The sequence below is a fragment of the Bifidobacterium sp. LH_417 genome, assembly GCF_056357035.1.
Genome location: NZ_JBKEVI010000002.1, coordinates 85,436 through 103,580, shown reverse-complemented (window position 1 = coordinate 103,580; position 18,145 = coordinate 85,436). Strand labels below are relative to the sequence as shown.

Genomic DNA, 18,145 nt, shown 5'->3' with positions numbered 1-18,145 from the left:
CCGCTGGCTGAGACCATGCCGACGAGGCCGGAATACGGCCATTCCTGATTCGCCCCCGCCGCGCAACCCCGGGAACGACCACCAAAGGAAGACCAGAAGAACCAAAGGAACCGCGATCGCACGCCGAAACGGCCGCTATACTGGTGTGCGGCGTCGACGGGTGGTCCGCGGCGACCGCAGTGCACGGCGGCATCGGCATAGATTCGACCGGGATTCCCGGCCGGGAGGCTTTTCACAACCATGGCACGTATTCTTCTGGGCGTCACCGGCAGCATCGCCGCGTTCAAGGCCTGTCATCTGGCGTCCGATTGGACGAAAACGGGGCACACGGTCCGCGTGATCGAGACGGCGGCGGCGGAACGGTTCGTCTCGCCGCTCACCTTCACCTCGCTGACCGGCGAGCCGACGCGCACCGCGATGTTCCCCGACTCCCCTTCGGTTCCCGGCGACGTGGCCGCGAATCCGACGCCGGCGACCATCAACCATGTGCGGGACGCCGCCTGGGCCGACCTGCTCGTCGTGGCGCCGGCAAGCGCCGACGTGATCGCGCGCATCGCCGCGGGAATGGCGGACGACACGCTCACCTCCACGATCCTCGCCTATGAGGGGCCGAAGCTTCTGTGCCCCGCGATGAACGTGCACATGTTCGATAATCCGGCCACGCAGCGCAATCTCGACGTCTGCCGCGGATTCGGGTGGACGGTGCTCGACCCGGCGTCCGGCACACTCGCGTGCGGCGACACGGGCCGTGGCCGTATGCCAGAACCGGAGGCGATCGAACTGGCCGCCGCAAGGCTGCTGCCCGGCGGCGGCGACCATGACGGCAGCATCCGCGGAGACCATGACGGCAGCGGCAGCGGACACGATGGGCACGAACGCGGCGACGCCGCTCCGACCGACGCGGTCGGCACGCCGACCAACGCGGACGGCACGCCGACCGACGCGGACGGCACGCCGATCAACGCGGACGGCACGCCGACCGAGCCCATTGCCGGGCCGGATTCCCACGGCGCGACCGCATCGCTGCCACTCAAGGGCGTGAACGTGCTGGTCACGGCGGGACCGACGCAGGAGCCACTCGACCCGGTGCGCTACCTCACGAACCATTCGACCGGCAAGATGGGCTATGCGATCGCCGCGGCGGCGGTCGAACTGGGTGCGAAGGTCACGTTGGTTTCCGGCCCGGTCGCGCTCGACGCGCCCGCCGGCGTGGACGTCGTGCCGGTGACCACCGCCCGCGACATGTTCGAGGCGGTGTCGGACGCGTTCGCGGCGGCGGACATCACGGTGATGGCGGCGGCGGTCGGCGATTTCCGCGTGGAAGAGGTCGCGGACGAGAAGATCAAGAAGGCGGGACGCGACGCGATCACGTTGAGGCTGGTCGCCAACCCGGACATTCTCGCCTGGGCGGGCGGCCGCAAGCGCGACGACGGCTCGCAGGTGCTGTGCGGATTCGCGATGGAGACCGAGCACCTGGTGCGCAACGCCGCCAAAAAGCTTTCCGGCAAGCATTGCGACATGCTCGTGGCGAACAATCTGAGAGAACCGGGCGCCGGGTTCGCCACGGACACGAACGTGGTGACCGTGCTCACGCCGGGAGGCCCGGATGAGCAGACGCCGCATATCGAGCATTGGGAGAAGATGGACAAGACGACGTTGGCGAAGCGGTTGCTGCTGCGGCTCGCGGCGCTGCGCCAATAGTATGCGCGAGCATTAAGGAGATACGCATCATGCTGATGGCGGTCGATATCGGCAATACGAACATCGTGATCGGTTTTCTGGAGGACGGGCGCATCGTCGGCTCCTACCGCATCACCACGAAGGCGACGCACACGTCGGACGAATACGGTCTGATGATCATGCAGTTCCTCGCATTGAGCCACTACACGGCCCGCGACGTGGACGACGTGATCGTCTGCTCGGTGGTGCCGAAGGTCATGTATTCGTTCCGCTCGTCGATCATCAAGTTCCTCGGCCTTGAGCCGATGGTCGTGGGGCCGGGCATCAAGACCGGCATGAACATCCGCCTCGATGACCCGAAGACGCTCGGCTCCGACTGCATCGCCGACTGCGCTGGCGCCTACCACACGTACGGAGGCCCGGTGCTGGTGGCCGATTTCGGTACGGCGACGACGTTCAACTACGTGGATGGGACGGGCACGATCGTCTCCGGGTTCATCACGACGGGCATCCGCACGGGCGCGGAGGCGCTGTGGGGGCAGACCGCGCAGCTGCCCGAGGTGGAGATCACGCGGCCGCAGTCGGTGCTGGCCACGAACACGCGCACGGCCATGCAGGCGGGCCTCTACTACACGTTCCTCGGCGGCATCGAACGCACGATCGCCCAATTCCGCAAGGAGATCGACGAGCCGTTCCAGGTGGTGGCGACCGGCGGGCTGAGCCGCATCTTCAAGGACGACACGGATATGATCGATGTCTACGATCCGGATCTGATCTTCAAGGGCATGGCGTACATCTATTCGCGCAACGTGTGAGCGCCAGGCTCCGACGCTCCCGCCATGCCACCGGATTCGTCGCCGGGCTCGCCGGGCTCACCGGCTCACCGGTTCAGCACGTTGAAGCCCTGGTTGGTGCCGTATTCGCGCAGATCGGCCTGCCAGGATGCGATGCCCTTGGCGAGGCTCACCTTCTCCCCCGGCAGCGCGTACGGTTCGAGCGGCTTGCCGTCGTTGTCGGTCATGCCGGCCGCGATCTGCCGCTGCCGGCGCAGATAGGACTGCCATGAGCTCTCCCACCGGTAGGCCTCGCCGACGGTGCTGCGGAAGTCGGAGCGCGCGTACACCTCGAACGGCAGGTACTGGTACCCGACCGACACGTCCTCGGCGGCTTCGGCGAGGACGCGGTTGAACTGCTGCCCGCCGAAGTAGGGGATGTCGACGCCGTTCGCGTTGCGCACCGTGGTCTTGTCGAGGAACTCCTTGCTGGACAGGGTGGCGAGATCCGCGGGGAACGATCCGCCGGCCACGCGCGCCTCGATGCCCTGCCGGTCGTGCGTGACGAAGTCGACGAAACGGTAGGAGGCTTCGGGTTTGCGCGTGGATTGGAGCACGGCCATCGCGGAACCGCCGTTCTCGGCGTTGGTGGCCTGCCCGTCGGGCGTGGGCATGGTGGAGACGCGCCATAGTCCGGCGGCACCGAGCACATCGCTGAGCAGCAGGGACGGCATCCACGCGCCGGAGAACACGGAGGCGATGGTGCCGGTGCCGAGCGCACGCTTCCAGCTGTCCGACCAAGTGGTGCGCCGCGTGTCGATGAGTCCCTCGTCGATCATCTTCTGCCAGAAGGCGGTGAACCGTTCCGTGCCGTCGTCGCCGTCGAGGTCGACGGTGACGGTCTTGCCGTCCGGGCTGGTGTGGAACGGCTGGCCGCCGGTGAGCCAGATCATCGCCGCGTAGAAGCTGGCGTCGCCCGCGTCGGCGGTGATGTAGACGCCGATGCGTTTGAGTTTCTTCGCGGCCTCGTAGTAGTCGTCCCAAGTTCTGATTTGCGAGGCGTCGACGCCGACCTGGTCGAACACGTCCTTGTTGTAGAAGAACGCCATCGGGCCGGAGTCCATCGGCAGGCCGTAGATGCGTCCGGCGAGTTGGACGCTCGACCACGTGCCGGGCGTGTAGAAGTTCGCGTAGTCGTCGCCTACATAATCGGAGATGTCGAGCAGTTGCCCGGAGACCGCGTACTGGAGGAGCGCGAAGTATTCGATCTGCGCCACGTCGGGCATGCCGTAGCCGTCCTGGATGGCGGTGTTGAGGTTGTCGTAGCCGGAGACGTCCTCCAGATCGACGGCGACGTCGGGGTTCGCCTCCTCGAACCGGTCGACGACCTCCGCCATACTCGGCTCCCAGCTCCACACGGTGATGTGCGTGCGGGTATCCGCTGCGGAGCCGCATGCGGCGGTCGCGACGACGGCGAGCGAGGCGCACGCCACGGCGGCGGCGCGTCTGATCCGTGCGACCATTCGTGATGCCATATGATCCCGCTCCTTGCCGTCATGCCGTTGTTCTGTGACAAGTCTACACACCACGTCCGCTGACGGAGGCGGACGGCGGGGATGGAGATTGACGAACATCGGGGAGCATACGGGAAAGCCCCGTCGACGAATCGACGGGGCTGTTCGCGTTGCGGTGTCGCTTCCGGCGGATGCGGCCGGAAGCGGATGGGATCACTTGACGGTGAAGCCCTGATCCTTGCCGTAGTCCTGCAGGGCCTTCTGCCAGGCGGCGACGCCGTCGCTCAGCTTCTGATCGCCGGTGTAGGACTTGCCGAGGTAGTCGCCGAAGATGGTGCGGGCCTTGACCTCGAACGGCAGGAACTGGTAGTCGGAGGAGACGTTCTCGGCCGCCTTGGCGAGGACCTCGTTGTACTTCTGGCCGCCGAAGTAGTCGACGTCCTCACCGTCGGAGTTCTTCACCGTGGTGGCGTTCTTGAAGGAGTCGGACTCCATGGAGGCCTTGTCGGCCGGGAAGGCGCCGCCGGCCACGCGGGTGGCCACGCCGTCGCCGTGGTTCGCGTACTCGATGAACTTGTACGCGGCATCGGCCTTGGTGGAGGACTGGAGCACGGCGAGCGAGGAGCCGCCGTTCTCGGAGTTGGTGGCGGAGCCGTCGGCGGTCGGCATCTGGGTGACGCGCCACTTGCCGGCGCCCGCGGCCGCGGAGTTGGCGAGGTTGGCCGGCATCCAGGCGCCGGTGAGCAGGGAGGCGATGGTGCCGTCGGTCATGCCCTTGAACCAGTCCTCGGACCAGCCGGTGGTCTTGGTGTCGAGCAGGCCCTCGTCGAGCATCTTCTGCCAGAAGTCGTTGAACTCCTTGACCTTGGCGTCGCCGGTGAGGTTGATGGTCACCTCGGAGCCGTCGGAGGAGGTCTTGAACGGGGTGGCGCCGGCCAGCCAGGTCATCGAATCGTAGAAGCCGGCGTCGCCGGTGTCGGAGGTGATGTAGTAGTTGTCGCCGAGGGCGTGGATCTTCTTGGCGGCCTCGTAGTAGTCGTCCCAGGTCTTGATCTGCTCGGCGTCGACGCCGGCCTTGTCGAAGACCTCCTTGTTGTAGAAGAACGCCATCGGGCCGGAGTCCATCGGCAGGCCGTAGACCTTGCCGGCGAACTGCACGGAGGCCCACGGGCCGGGCGTGTAGAAGTCCTCGTAGCCGCTGGTCTTGTCGGTGATGTCGAGCAGGTTGCCCTTGATGGCGTACTGCGGGATCGCGTAGTACTCGATCTGGGCGACGTCGGGGGCGCCGGAGCCGGCGGAGATGGCGTTGTCGAGCTGCGTGTACTCCTTGGTGTTGGTGCCGACGTTCTTGAGGTTGACCTTGATGCCAGTCTCCTTCGTGAAGTCCTTGGCGACCTGGGTCAGCGTGGGCTCCCAGGCCCACACGGTGATCTCCTTGGCGTCCTTCTCCTGGGCCGGCTGCGAGCTGGTGTCGGATCCGCAGGCCGCGACGCTGGCGAGCATCGCGATCGCGCCGGTGAGCGCGATGGCCTTCTTCGCATTGGTGAACTTCATCGTCCTTGTGCTCCTTCCCTCCGGCCGTCCGTCCGGCCGAAGACCTGTTGTCTACCGTCGCCACCAGCAGCCAATCGTCACCTGTGGTGATTCTCGACTGTGAGAACCGGTTTCCTCCACCGTTTCCTCGCTGATGGTTGCGATAACATCATTATACATACAGTTGAAATTTTCGCTAATCGCCTCGGCGTGTTATCGCAAACACACGCCGAGGCGATCAGCACGCGATCATAGCTTGACCACCAGCACGCCGTTCGGCTGGATGGCGGCCGTGTGCTCGCTCTCGTTGACCTGCGCAAGCGAGGCGACGAGCGCCTTGCCCTCCACGTCCACGACGGCGACGTCGTGGGTGCGGTTGAACAGGAACACGAAATGGTTCTCGTCCGTCGCGTCCGCGCGCTCGATGCGCAACACCTCGCCGAGGTCGTCGCCGGCCGGCACGTTCACGCCGAGTACATCGAGGATCTCCGGCAGGCTCGTCGCGATGCCCTCACGGCCGAGCTTCGCGCCGACGTACACGGCCTTGCCGTCGCCATAGTCGTTGACGGTGATGGCGGGCGCGCCGTCGAATCCGGTCCACTTGTCGGCCTTGAAGGTCTCAAGCACGCGGGTCGTCTCCGCCACGGAGCCGATCACGTCGGCGATGTCGTGCGCGACGGCGCCGTTCGAGAGGTCCAGATGGTCCATCGCGCCGGGGAAGTCGCTTCCCATCGGCGCATGCTCCTCGACGCGCACGCCGACGACGTCGCGGATCGAACCGGGGTAGCCGCCGAGCCAGACGTGGTCGCGCTCGTCGGACAGTCCCGTGTAGTAGGTGACGACGACCTTGCCGCCATTCGCCACGTACTCGCGCACGCGGCGCGACGTCTCCTCGGAGAGGATGTAGACGGCGGGCAGCACGACGGTGTCGTAGCCGTCCCAGTCGCCGCGCACCGGCACCACGTCGGCGGTGACGCCGACGTCGGCGAGGGCGCGGAACCAGTCGAGCGGCTCGGTCCAGTGGCGCACGTTCTGGCTGGGCGTGGCGGTGTGCTCGGTGGCCCACTGCGACTCGTAGTCGAAGACCACGGCCACCTTGGATCTGACGAGCGTCGTGCCGAGCAGGCCCTTGTCGGCGAGCAGGTTCAGGTCGTCGCCGAGTTCGCACACGTCGCGGAACACCTGCGAGTCGGGGCCCGCGTGGGGCACCATCGCGGAATGCCACTTCTCCGCGCCGGCCTTGGACTGGCGCCACTGGAAGTAGCAGATCGCGTCCGCGCCCATCGCGAGGTGCGCGAGCGAGTCGCGCACGAGCTCGCCCGGCTCGTTGCGGTAGTTGACCGGACGCCAGTTCACGGACGACGTGGAGTGCTCCATAAGGAACCACGGGCGCTTGCGCGCGACACCGTCGGTGAGGGAGGCGGCGTACGCGAGCTCGTCGAGATGGGCCTCGCCGGGCGTGAAGTAGTGGTCGTTGGACACGAAGTCCACGTCATAGCCCCACTTGTCGTAGTCGAGACCGGTGCCGCCTGCGGAGATCATGAAGTTCGTGGTCTGCGGCTTGGGCGCGATTTCGAGCAGCGCGTCGCGTTCGGCACGGTAGAAGTCGAGCAGCGCATCGGAGCTGAACCGCTTCCAGTCGAGCAGCTTGCCCGGGTTCATGAAGTTGCCGTCGCCGATGAAACGCGGCGGGATGATCTCGGAGAAATCGTTCATGCGCTGCGCCCAGAACGCGGTGCCCCACGCCTCGTTGACGGCCTCGATGGTGCCGTAGCGCTTCTCGCACCAATCACGGAAGGCGCGCGCGGCGTCGTCGGAGTAGTCGAAGCGGTTGTGGCAGCCGTACTCGTTGCTCACATGCCAGGCGACCACATACGGGTTGTCCTTGTAGTGTTCGGCCATCTTGCGGCACAGCTTCAACGCGTACTCGAGGAAGACGGGGCTGGTGGCGCGCCAATGCTGGCGGGCGCCGGGCCGGCATACGTCGCCGCGGTAGTCGACCCAGAGGATCTCCGGGTGCGCCTGCGTCATCCACATGGGCGGCGAGGCGGTACCAGAGGCGAGGTCGACGGCGATGCCGGCCTTGCCGAGCTTGTCGATCACTCGGTCGAGCCAGCTGAAGTCGTATTCGCCTTCGCGCGGTTCGAGCTTCGCCCAGCTGAAGATGGCGACGGACACGAGGTTCACGCCGGCCTCCTTCATCAGGGCGATGTCCTCGTCCCACACCTCTTCGGGCCACTGGTCGGGGTTGTAGTCGCCGCCGTACCAGATGCGCGGCTTATCGCCGCCCAACGGCTGCGGCCATTGGAATGCTCTACGTTCTGTCATGATGCTCTTTCCTGGTGAGCGGGGTGCGGCGGCGAGGCCGGATGCGCGACGCCGCCGCACCCGTTGTCATCATTCCTTGACGGCGCCGGCGGCGAGGCCGGACTGCCAGTACTTCTGCAGGCACAGGAACGCGATGACCAGCGGGATGATCGTGATCAGCGAACCGGTGATGACGAGGTTCTGGATCGCCTGACCACCAGCAGTCGACGCCTGGTCCTTCCACTGGTTCAAGCCGATGGTCAGCGGGTACCAGTTCGCGTCCTTCAGCATGATGAGCGGCAGGAAGTAGTTGTTCCACGTCGCGACGATCGTGAACAGTGCGGTGGTGACGATGCCGGGGGCGAGCAGCGGCAGCGAGATCGTCCAGAAGGTGCGCAGCTCGGAGGCGCCGTCGACGCGCGCCGCCTCGAGCAGCTCGGTCGGCACGGCCTGCTCGGAGAAGATCCACATGAGGTACAGACCGAACGGCGAGATCAGCGACGGGATGATCATGGCCCACGGGGTGTTCGTGAGCCCCAGCTTGGCGAACAGGAGGAACTGCGGGACCGCGAGGGCGATGCCCGGCACCGAGATCGAACCGATGATGACCGCGAACACGGCCTTGCGGCCGGGGAAGCGGAACTTGGCCAGCGCGTAGCCGCCCATGATGGCGAGCAGGGTCGCGCCGCCCGCGCCGACCACCACGTACAGGAGCGTGTTGATCAGCCAGCGGCCGAAGATGCCGTCCTGGTAGGTGAACACGGTCGTGATGTTGTCCCACAGGGCGAACGTGTGGCCGAAGCCGAGACCGAACGTCGACGTGAAGTCGGCCTGCGTCTTCGTGGCGTTGATCATCAGATAGACGAACGGGAACAGGCAGTACACGGCGAAGATCGCGCACAGAATCGTCATCAGCACCGAACGACGCGGATTGTTCACGTTCGCGAAGCCGGACTTCTCCGCGCGCTTGCGCTCGGCGGCCTCGTCCTTGGCGATGCGCTTCTGGCGGGCCTTCTCGGCGGCCTTCGCGGCCTTCTCCTGCGCCTTCAATTCAGCGGGGGTCAATGTCTTGATACCGGTTGCCGTGCTCACTTCATCTGCTCCTTCATGCTGTTGAGCTGGACCGCGTACGCGATGGCCATGGTGATGATGGCCATGACGATGGCGAGGGCGGCCGCGTAGTTCGCCTGGTTGCCGGAGAACGACAGGTTGTACGCGTACATGTTCGGCGTGTAGTACGTGGTGATCGCGTTGCCGGGGACCATCGACTGGAGGATGGAGGGCTCGTTGAACAGCTGGAACGAACCGATGATCGAGAAGATCACCGTGATCGCGAGGCTGCCCTTGAGCTCCGGCAGCTTGATCGACTTGACGATCTGCCATTCGGACGCGCCGTCGATCGACGCGGCCTCGTAGAGCGAGTGCGGGATGGTAGAGAGCGAGCTGTAGAAGATCAGCATGTTGTAGCCGGTGAACTCCCAGGTGTTGATGTTGCCGATCGAGGCGAGCAGCACGTTCGGGTTGAACATGTCGATGTTCGTGCCGAGCAGGTCGTTGAGGGAGCCGACGAGGCCGTATTTCGCGCCGTACACGAAGCCCCAGATCAGAGTGGACACCACGGCGGGCACCGCGTAGGGCAGGAACGTGGAGATGCGGAAGAACTTCGTGCCATGCAGCTTCATCGAGTCGATGGCGAGCGCCATCGCCGCGGCGAGGAACAGCATGATCGGCACCTGCACCACGGTGAACAGGGCCACGCGGCCGACGGACGACCAGAACTGGTGGTCGTGCATCAGCGCGGCGTAGTTGCCCAGTCCGACGAACTTGGTGCCGCCGATCATCTGCTTCTTGAAGAACGAGATATAGATCGCGTACACGATCGGGATGATGAACACGAACACGAACACCACCGCGAACGGCCACATGAACTTCCACCCACGCCAATCGGCCTTGTGCTTGTTCACACGGGCCGAAGCGGAATGACCCGGCGCCACTGCGGCGGTCACATCACTTGAGGCCATACCAACCCTCTCCTTCGAAGGATCGTTCCGGATGGTCGATTCCTACCTCGAATCAATCACCCGTTCAAAATGTTTACGCAACCACAATATCACCATCCGCGATTTCATGCACTTCCCGGCGTGGCTAGACGCACATATACCGTGATATATTTGATAACGAAAACACGAAACCCTTGATGGAGAAGAGCAGCAATGGAACGCACATCAACGGTGTCGATGCAGGACGTCGCCAGAGAGGCCGGCGTCTCGCCCCAGACCGTATCCCGCGTGGCGAACGGCAGCGATGCCGTGAAACCCGAGACCCGCCGACGCGTCGAAGCGGCGATGGACAAGCTCGGCTACCGCCCCAACTATGCGGCGCGGGCGCTGAAGCACGGCCGGTTCAAGGACATCGGCGTCGTCATGTTCAACATCGCGAGCTTCGGCAACTCCCGCATCCTCAAAGGCATCGCCACGGCCGCCAACGACAGCGGCTACGCGATCACCATCCACATGATGGGCAAGGACAGGGAGCGGACGCTCGCCGCCGCCGTGGAACGCATGAAGCAACTGCCGGTGGACGGTGTGATCATCGTCATGGAAGAGCATCTGCCCGACTTCAACGACTTCGCTCCCCCGCGCGACCTGCCGGTGGTCATCATCTGCGAGGATCCGTCGGACAGCTGCCCGACGGTGGACGCCGACCAGTACGGCTGCTCGACCGCCATCGTCGACTATCTGCTGAGCAAAGGCCACAAGACGGTTTACCACATCACCGGACCGGCCACGTCGCGTGCGGCGCAGAGCCGCGCGCAGGGGTGGCGTGACGCGCTCGAACAGCTGGGCCTGCGCATCCCTCCCACCTACGTGGGCGACTGGAACGCCGACAGCGGCTACCAGGCGGGGCTTTCGCTCGCCCGCGACCCCGACTGCACGGCCATCTACGCGGCGAACGACCAGATGGCGTACGGCGCGATCATGGGACTCAAGGCCGCTGGCAAGCGCGTGCCTGAGGACGTGAGCGTCGTCGGCGTCGACGATTCGCTGGAGGGCATGGTGCCGCGCCTCAACCTCACCACGATGCGCATGAAGTTCGACGAGATCGGACTGGAGGCGTTCTCCATGCTCAAACGTCAATGCGAGGGCGGCCACGTGCCGGCCGGCGTGAAGACCGTCATCCCCACCGAACTCGTCGAACGCGGCTCGGTGCGCGACATCGGCGACTAGCCTTCCTCACGCCGGGACACGAGGAACCAGGCACCCCGACACGAGCAGGGCCTGCACCGTCGCGCGGACGATGCAGGCCCTCAGGTCTCCTTGGTTCGGACCGGACCGGCCCGAACCGGCGATCACTCCTCGCTCTGCAGCTTGAAGTTGTTCACCAGCTCGTACCACTCGGCGATGCCGCTGTGGTCGTCGGAGCCGTGGCCGTGCACCTTGAGGGACTGGAGAATTTCCATGGCCAGCGAAGTGAACGGGGCGGACACGTTCACGCCGTGCGAGGTGTCGAGCGCGTTCTGCAGATCCTTGATGTGCAGGTCGATGCGGAATCCGGGCGTGAAATCGCCGTCGAAGATCTTCTGCGACTTCTGGTCCATGACCACGCTGCCGGCGAGGCCGGAGCGGATCGCCTTGTACACGTTCTCCGGGGAGACGCCGGCCTTCTTGGCCAGCGAATACGCCTCGGAGACGGCGGCGATGTTCACGGCGACGATCATCTGGTTGGCGAGCTTGGTGATGTTGCCGGCGCCCACGCCGCCGACGAGCGTGACGGTGGAGGCCATGGTCTTGAGCAGCGGCTCGTACTTGTCGAACACGTCCTGCTCGCCGCCGACCATCACGGCGATGGTGCCGTCGATGGCCTTCGGCTCGCCGCCGGAGACCGGGGCGTCGAGGAAGTCCACGCCGAGCTTCTCCAGGCGGGCGGCGAAGTCGCGGCTGGCAAGCGGGGCGATCGAGCTCATGTCGATTACGGCCTTGCCTTCCGTGAGGCCTTCGGCGATGCCGTTCTCGGAGAACAGCGCGTTCTCGACGTGCGGGGAGTTCGGCAGCATGGTGATGACCACGTCGGAGGCTTCGGCGACCTCCTTGCCGTTGGCCGCGGCCTTGCCGCCGGCGGCGACGAGCGCCTCGACCGGGGCCTTGTTGAAGTCGAAGGCGGTCACCTCGTACCCTGCCTTGATGACGTTGAGCGCCATCGGCTTGCCCATGATGCCAAGTCCAACGAATCCGACCTTCATGATGTGGTCCTTTCGTCCGGCCGCGGGTCGCGGCCATGGTTGGTATGAACTGATGTTCCGTTATGTGATGTTCGTTTACGGGTGGATATGGGTCATTATCGCTCACTTCCGGCCGCCGAGCAGGAAGGCGCGCATCGCGCTTTCGCCGGCGATCGGAACGGAGACCGTGGTGCGGGCGATGCACTCGTCGAGCGTGGCGGGTGCGGTGACGGCGGGTACGACCAGGTCGACGCCCATCTCGTAGACGCACCCCAGGTCGTCGGCGCGTCCGCCCACGACGGCGACGACCGGCTTGCCGTGGCGTTTGGCGAGTCTCGCGACGCCGACCGGCGCCTTGCCGTTCGCGGATTGCGAATCCATGCGGCCTTCGCCGGTGATGACCAGGTCGACTCCATCCATCACGCGGTCCAGCCCGATCAGGTCGAGCACCGCGTCGATGCCGCTGACGACCCGCGCCGAGCAGAAGGAGACGAGCGCCGCCCCCAGTCCGCCCGCGGCACCGGCTCCGGGCGTGCTCTCGGAGTCGCGCCCGGTCGCCTCGGCGAGCAGACGCGCGTAGTCGTGCATCCATCCGTCGAGTTCCGCCATGCGCGTCTCGTCGATGCCCTTCTGCCGCCCGTAGACGCTGATCGCGCCGTCGGAGCCGGTGAGGGGGTTCGTCACGTCGGTCAACGCGACGATCTCAACGTGCGCGAGCCGCGGATCCATGCCGGTCACGTCGATGGTCTTCAGTCGGCGCAATCCGGCGAGTCCGCACGGCACCGGCACGCCGTCGGCGTCGAGCAGGCGCGCGCCGAGCGCACACGCCATGCCGGCGCCGCCGTCGCTGGTGGCAGAGCCGCCCAGACCGATGATGATGCGTTCCGCGCCGGCGTCGATCGCGTCGAGCATCAGCTCACCGACGCCTTCCGTGCAGGCGCCGAGCGCGTTCGCCGCGTTCTGCTCGATGAGCGTGATGCCGCTGGACGCGGCCATCTCGATGACGGCCGAGCGGCCGGAATCGAACAGTCCGTAGCGGGCCGCGACCGGATCGCCGAGCGGACCGGAGACCGTCACTTCGCGAATCTCCCCGCCGCGGCCGGCGATCACGGCGTCCACCGTGCCTTCGCCACCGTCGGCGATCGGGTATTTCAGCACGTCGCAGTCGGGCACGACGCGGCGCACGCCCTCCTCCAGCAGGTCCTCGATCAGACGGCTCGACGCCGACCCCTTGAACGAATCCGATGCCAGCAGCACGCGTGTCGTCTCCATGGTCGCCTCCTTTCTTGCCGTTTCGTATGGTTCGACGGGCCGAACCGGTTCGACAAGTTCATCGAACTCGCCTGAACTCCAGGTCTTCTTGTGGTCTTCCCCAACCCGGATTACAACGGCACACGTGAGACGAACTCACGCCGCTCCCCCGTCACCGGGTCATCGAATGCGAGCCGCCGCGCCACGAGCGCAAGCGGCTCGCTGAAATCGTCGTAGGCGCGTTGCCGCACACGCGGATAGAAGTCGTCACCGGCGATCGGCAGTCCCAGCGAGTTCATGTGCACGCGCAACTGGTGCGTCTTGCCGGTCCGCGGATGCAGCGTGTACGCGCGCATCCCCGTCCCCGGTGTCGTGTTCGTCGCGTTCGGGGAGCCGGACGCGACGAACACGACAGGCGTACCGGCTCCCGTCCACTCCCCCGGGCCGTCAGGCGCACCCAGTGCGATGACCGTCTCCGCGTTCACCGTGCCCGGCTCCTCGTATGCCTGCAACACCCCACGTTCCTTGACGATGCGCGAGCGCCGCCGCAGCGGGAACACGCGCGGCGGCTCCAGCCGTTCGACCGTGCCGGTGCGCGGCCGCGCGGGCGGCGCGCACGGCGCGAGACACTCGTATGTCTTCTCGGCGCGACGCTCCTGGAACAGCATCTGGTACGCGCCGCGCAACGCGCGGTCGCGTACGAATACGACGATGCCGGCGGTCATCCGATCCAGCCGGTGCGCCGGCACGATCGCGTCGTCGCCGTACTCCTCGCGCAGGCGCATCAGCGCGGTCTCGCGGTACCACATGCCGCGCGGCATGGTCGCGAGGAAATGCGGTTTGTCGACGACGATGATCCCCGCATCCTCATACACCACGTCCAGGTCGAACGGGATATGCGGCTCGTCGACGACGTACCGGTGACGTTTCGGCATCACGCGCCCGTCGTCACTCGACCGTGACGGACTTGGCGAGATTGCGCGGCTTGTCGACGTCGTAGCCCTTGAGCTTGGCCATGTCCATGGCGAACAGCTGCAGCGGGACCACGTCGACGAGCGGGCTCATCAGCGTCGGGCACGCGGGACGCCAGAACACGACGTCCGCATAATGCTCGACGTCCTTGTCGCCCTCCTCGGCCACGGCGATGATGGTCGCGCCGCGGGCCTTGACCTCCTCGATGCCGGACAACACCTTGGCGTGCAGCACGTTGCGGCCACGCTCCGGCGGCACGATGAACACGACCGGCTCGCCCTCGTCGACGAGCGCGATCGGACCGTGCTTGAGTTCGCCGGCGGCGAAGCCCTCGGTGAACGTGTACGCGATCTCCTTAAGCTTCAATGCGCCTTCCATGGCGACCGGGTAGCCGACGTGACGGCCGAGGAAGAGGAACGACTGGGCGTCCAGCATCTGCTCGGCGGCCTTCTCGATGGCTCCGGTCTGCGTGTCGAGCACCCACTGGATCTTGCGGGGCATGTCCTTGAGCGAGTCGAGGGTCTGCTGGATCTCGTCGCGGAACATCGCGCCCTTCACCTGCGCGAGGTACAGGCCGAGCACATAGGCGGCGGTGATCTGCGCGACGAACGCCTTGGTCGAGGCGACGGCGACCTCCGGGCCTGCGTGCGTGTACAGCACGGCGTCGGATTCGCGCGGGATGGATGCGCCCTGCGTGTTGCAGATGGCGAGCACCTTGGAGCCCTGTTCGCGGGCGTGGCGCAACGCCATGAGCGTGTCCATCGTCTCGCCGGACTGGGAGATGGCGACGACGAGCGTGCGCGGGGTGAGGATCGGATCGCGGTAGCGGAACTCGTGCGCGAGCTCCACCTCCACGGGGATGCGCACCCAATGCTCGATCGCGTACTTGGCGACCATGCCCGCATAGGCGGCGGTGCCGCACGCGATAACGATGATCTTGTCGATCGCCTTGAAATCATGCTCGTCGATGTGGATCTCGTCGAGTGTCACATCGCCGTTCCTGTCGTAGCGGCCCAGCAGCGTGCGCTGCACGGCGGCGGGATCCTCGTGGATCTCCTTGTCCATGAACGAGTCCCAACCGCCCTTCTCGGCGGCCGAGGCGTCCCAGTCGACGGTGTAGGTTTTCGGGTTCTCGACCACGTTGCCGTTGAAGTCGGTGACGACGACTTTGTCGGCGCTCACGCACACGACCTGGTCCTGATCGACCTCCATGGCGCGCTTCGTGTACGCGACGAACGCGGCCACGTCGGAGCCGAGGAAGTTCTCGCCGTCGCCGAGACCGACGACGAGCGGGGAGTCATGGCGCGCACCGACGACGATGTCCGGCTGGCGGCAGTCGGTGGCGAGGATGGTGAACGCGCCCTTGAGCATGCGCGCCATGCGACGCACCGCCTTGAACAGGTTCGGCCGGCCCTCCTCGCGGATGATGGTGTCGACGATCTTGCCGAGCAGCTTGGCGGCGACCTCGGTGTCGGTGGCGGAGGAGAACCGGTAGCCTTCCGCCTGCAGGTCGAGGCGCAGCTGGGAGGCATTCTCGATGATGCCGTTGTGGATGATGGCGACCTTGCCGTCCATGCTGGTGTGCGGGTGGGCGTTCACGTCGCTCGGCACGCCGTTCGTGGCCCAGCGGGTGTGTCCGATGCCGACGGTCGCGAGCGGCATCGGCTTGGCGTCGATGCTCTCGACGAGATTGGCGAGGCGCCCCGCCTTCTTGCGCACCTCGACATGATCCATGCCGGGCGCGGTCAGGGCCACGCCGGCCGAATCATAGCCACGGTATTCGAGTCGCTTCAGACCTTGGAGGCACACCTCCAGCGGTTTGCCGCATGCGGTCTCAACATGTCCTGCGTATCCAACGATTCCACACATAGCTCTCTACCCTACCAAGAAAACGTCAACGCCCCGCAACTAGTCAGCCGCGGGGCGTCGGAATCATACGGAACAATCACAGCCTTCCTACAGCACATGCTGCGGAGCCGTGAAACGGACAGTCCAGTGGACTGACCGTAGGCGACGCCGAGGCACGACAGTGCCGAGGAGATATGGCAGCCTTCCTACAGCACATGCTGTAGGAAGTCCTTAAACCTCGGTTCGGTGGGGTGGTCGATGATTTCGGGGCCGCCCGCTTCGACCACGACGCCGCCGTCCATGAACACGACCTGGTCGGCGACCTCGCGCGCGAATCCGATCTCGTGCGTAACGACGACCATCGTCATGCCGGCCTTGGCAAGCGAGAGCATGACGTTGAGGACCTCGCCGACGAGCTCGGGATCGAGCGCGGAGGTGGGCTCGTCGAACAGCATGATCTCCGGCTGCATGGCGAGGGCGCGCGCGATGGCGACGCGCTGCTGCTGGCCGCCGGACAGTTCGGCCGGATAGTAGTTGAGGCGTTCGCCGAGTCCGACGCGCTCCAGCTCCTGGACGGCGAGCTGCTTGGCCTGCGCCTTGTTCATGTGCTTGACGTGGACGGGCGCCTCCATCACGTTCTCCAGCGCGGTCATGTGCGGGAACAGGTTGAAGCGCTGGAAGACCATGCCGAGCTTGGAGCGCTGGGCGGCGATCTCCTTGTCGTTGAGGGTCTGGAGCATGTCCTGGCCGTTCTTCGTCACATGCTTGTAGCCGATGAGCTCGCCGTCGACCTCGATGGAGCCGCCGGTGAGCGTCTCCAACTGGTTGATGAGACGCAGGAACGTGGACTTGCCGGAGCCGGACGGTCCGAGGATCACGGTCACGGTGCCGGGCTGGACGGTCAGGTCGACGCCTTTGAGCACGTGCAGCGAGCCGAACGCCTTGTGCACCTGCGTGGCCTTGACGGCCGGGACGGGCGCGGTCGGCGTGGCGGGCGCGTTCACGGGGATGCTGGTCTGTGTCATCGTGTCTCTTCCTTCCCGCTCACGCCGTGAGCCCGCTGAACGTGGCGTCGTTGAGCTTGTCGACATTGTCCTTCGGCTCGCCTTCGGTCTTGCCGGGCAGCGGCGGCTGCTTGCCGCGCGCGCCGGCCGGGCGGGCGTCGAAGCCCTTGCCGAAGTGCTTCTCGAGGCGCGACTGGATGACCATCAGGATGGACGTGATGAGCAGGTACCAGATGCAGGCCACGATGAGCAGCGGAATCGGCTTGTAGATGCGGTTGGCGATCGCGTTGGTCGCGAACTGCAGTTCGAGGGTGAACGGCACGGCGAGCACGAGGGACGTGGTCTTGAGCATGCCGATGGTCTCGTTGCCGGTGGGCGGGATGATGATGCGCATGGCCTGCGGCAGGATGATGCGGCGCATGATGAGCGTGCGACTCATGCCGAGCGCCTGGGCAGCCTCGGTCTGGCCCGGGTCGACGGCTTCGAGGCCGGCGCGCACGATCTCGGACAGATAGGCGGCCTCGTTCAGGGCGAGGCCGATCCAGGCGGCGTTGAACGCGGTGATGACCACCGAGGAGTCGATGCTCCAGAAGGCGATATCGGTGAAAGGCACGCCGAGGCTGATCTTCGGGATGAGCACAGAGAACAGGCCCCAGAACACGAGCTGCGTGTACACAGGGGTGCCGCGGAAGAACCAGATGAAGAACCAGCTCACGCCACGCAGCACCGGGTTGATGGACTTGCGCATGATCGCGAGAATCACCGACAGGATAATCGCGACGACCATGGAAAGCACGGTGAGGATCAGCGTGTATCCGATGCCTTCGAGCACGTTCTCGTTGAACAGGTACTTCCAGACGGTCGGCCAATCCAGTCGCGGATTGGTGATGAGCCCCTGGATGAGCATCGCGGCGAGCAGCACGACGATCACGGCGGCCACGATGGGCCCCGGGCTCTTGACGGGCAGCGCCTTGATGCGGTTCGGGATGTTCAGTCCTTCGCCATCGACTTGTTTCTTTGCCATGTTCGGCTCCTTAGTGGTGC

At 65.6% G+C, this 18,145-nt stretch carries 14 protein-coding genes; 3 read left to right on the top strand and 11 right to left on the bottom strand.

Annotated elements, in window-relative coordinates; translation table 11 throughout:
* Nucleotides 1–240 precede the first annotated feature (240 nt).
* The gene (locus tag AC1AYR_RS02585) at nucleotides 241–1,701 is read left to right on the top strand and encodes a bifunctional phosphopantothenoylcysteine decarboxylase/phosphopantothenate synthase (protein WP_476511271.1); all 1,461 of its coding nucleotides are present in this window, start codon (nucleotides 241–243) and stop codon (nucleotides 1,699–1,701) included.
* 29 nt (nucleotides 1,702–1,730) lie between these two features.
* Nucleotides 1,731–2,495, top strand: coding sequence for a type III pantothenate kinase (locus tag AC1AYR_RS02580; RefSeq protein WP_476511272.1), 765 nt, complete (start codon nucleotides 1,731–1,733; stop codon nucleotides 2,493–2,495).
* A 65-nt stretch (nucleotides 2,496–2,560) separates the two neighbouring features.
* On the opposite strand, the gene AC1AYR_RS02575 is transcribed toward AC1AYR_RS02580, so the two are convergent.
* The 5 genes from AC1AYR_RS02575 to AC1AYR_RS02555 all read right to left on the bottom strand — a co-directional run bounded on the left by AC1AYR_RS02575 (nucleotide 2,561) and on the right by AC1AYR_RS02555 (nucleotide 9,828).
* The gene (locus AC1AYR_RS02575) at nucleotides 2,561–3,976 is read right to left on the bottom strand and encodes an ABC transporter substrate-binding protein (RefSeq protein WP_034529286.1); all 1,416 of its coding nucleotides are present in this window, start codon (nucleotides 3,974–3,976) and stop codon (nucleotides 2,561–2,563) included.
* A gap of 204 nt (nucleotides 3,977–4,180) precedes the next feature.
* Nucleotides 4,181–5,521 carry an ABC transporter substrate-binding protein gene (locus AC1AYR_RS02570; RefSeq protein ID WP_476511273.1) on the bottom strand — a complete coding sequence of 447 codons (1,341 nt, stop codon included), beginning with the start codon at nucleotides 5,519–5,521 and terminating at the stop codon, nucleotides 4,181–4,183.
* 228 nt (nucleotides 5,522–5,749) lie between these two features.
* Nucleotides 5,750–7,828 carry a beta-galactosidase gene (locus tag AC1AYR_RS02565; RefSeq protein ID WP_476511274.1) on the bottom strand — a complete coding sequence of 693 codons (2,079 nt, stop codon included), beginning with the start codon at nucleotides 7,826–7,828 and terminating at the stop codon, nucleotides 5,750–5,752.
* Nucleotides 7,829–7,897: 69 nt separating this feature from the next.
* On the bottom strand, nucleotides 7,898–8,899 hold the full coding sequence (locus AC1AYR_RS02560; protein ID WP_476511275.1) for a carbohydrate ABC transporter permease: 1,002 nt from the start codon (nucleotides 8,897–8,899) through the stop codon (nucleotides 7,898–7,900).
* Nucleotides 8,896–9,828, bottom strand: a complete 933-nt coding sequence (locus tag AC1AYR_RS02555; RefSeq protein ID WP_476511276.1) for a carbohydrate ABC transporter permease — start codon at nucleotides 9,826–9,828, stop codon at nucleotides 8,896–8,898. Before AC1AYR_RS02555 ends, AC1AYR_RS02560 begins: the two co-directional genes overlap by 4 nt.
* 216 nt (nucleotides 9,829–10,044) lie before the next feature.
* Between AC1AYR_RS02555 and AC1AYR_RS02550 the strand changes: the two genes are divergently transcribed.
* Nucleotides 10,045–11,034, top strand: a complete 990-nt coding sequence (locus tag AC1AYR_RS02550; protein ID WP_476511342.1) for a LacI family DNA-binding transcriptional regulator — start codon at nucleotides 10,045–10,047, stop codon at nucleotides 11,032–11,034.
* A gap of 122 nt (nucleotides 11,035–11,156) precedes the next feature.
* Here the strand turns inward: AC1AYR_RS02550 and garR are convergent, their stop codons facing one another.
* From garR to AC1AYR_RS02520, 6 genes are all read right to left on the bottom strand, one after another.
* Nucleotides 11,157–12,047 carry a 2-hydroxy-3-oxopropionate reductase gene (garR, locus tag AC1AYR_RS02545; protein WP_476511277.1) on the bottom strand — a complete coding sequence of 297 codons (891 nt, stop codon included), beginning with the start codon at nucleotides 12,045–12,047 and terminating at the stop codon, nucleotides 11,157–11,159.
* Between the two features lie 102 nt (nucleotides 12,048–12,149).
* Nucleotides 12,150–13,298 (bottom strand): glycerate kinase, encoded by a 1,149-nt coding sequence (locus AC1AYR_RS02540; protein WP_476511278.1) that lies wholly within the window; start codon nucleotides 13,296–13,298, stop codon nucleotides 12,150–12,152.
* A 110-nt stretch (nucleotides 13,299–13,408) separates the two neighbouring features.
* Entirely contained in the window at nucleotides 13,409–14,212 is an 804-nt protein-coding gene (locus AC1AYR_RS02535; RefSeq protein ID WP_476511279.1) for a pseudouridine synthase, read from the bottom strand.
* A gap of 13 nt (nucleotides 14,213–14,225) precedes the next feature.
* Nucleotides 14,226–16,118: a glutamine--fructose-6-phosphate transaminase (isomerizing) gene (gene glmS, locus AC1AYR_RS02530; protein ID WP_476511280.1), complete on the bottom strand. Its 1,893-nt coding sequence runs from the start codon at nucleotides 16,116–16,118 to the stop codon at nucleotides 14,226–14,228.
* Nucleotides 16,119–16,303: 185 nt separating this feature from the next.
* Nucleotides 16,304–17,122 (bottom strand): amino acid ABC transporter ATP-binding protein, encoded by an 819-nt coding sequence (locus tag AC1AYR_RS02525; protein ID WP_476511281.1) that lies wholly within the window; start codon nucleotides 17,120–17,122, stop codon nucleotides 16,304–16,306.
* A 19-nt stretch (nucleotides 17,123–17,141) separates the two neighbouring features.
* Complete coding sequence (locus AC1AYR_RS02520) at nucleotides 17,142–18,125, bottom strand: amino acid ABC transporter permease (RefSeq protein WP_476511282.1); 984 nt, start codon at nucleotides 18,123–18,125, stop codon at nucleotides 17,142–17,144.
* Nucleotides 18,126–18,145: the final 20 nt, after the last annotated feature.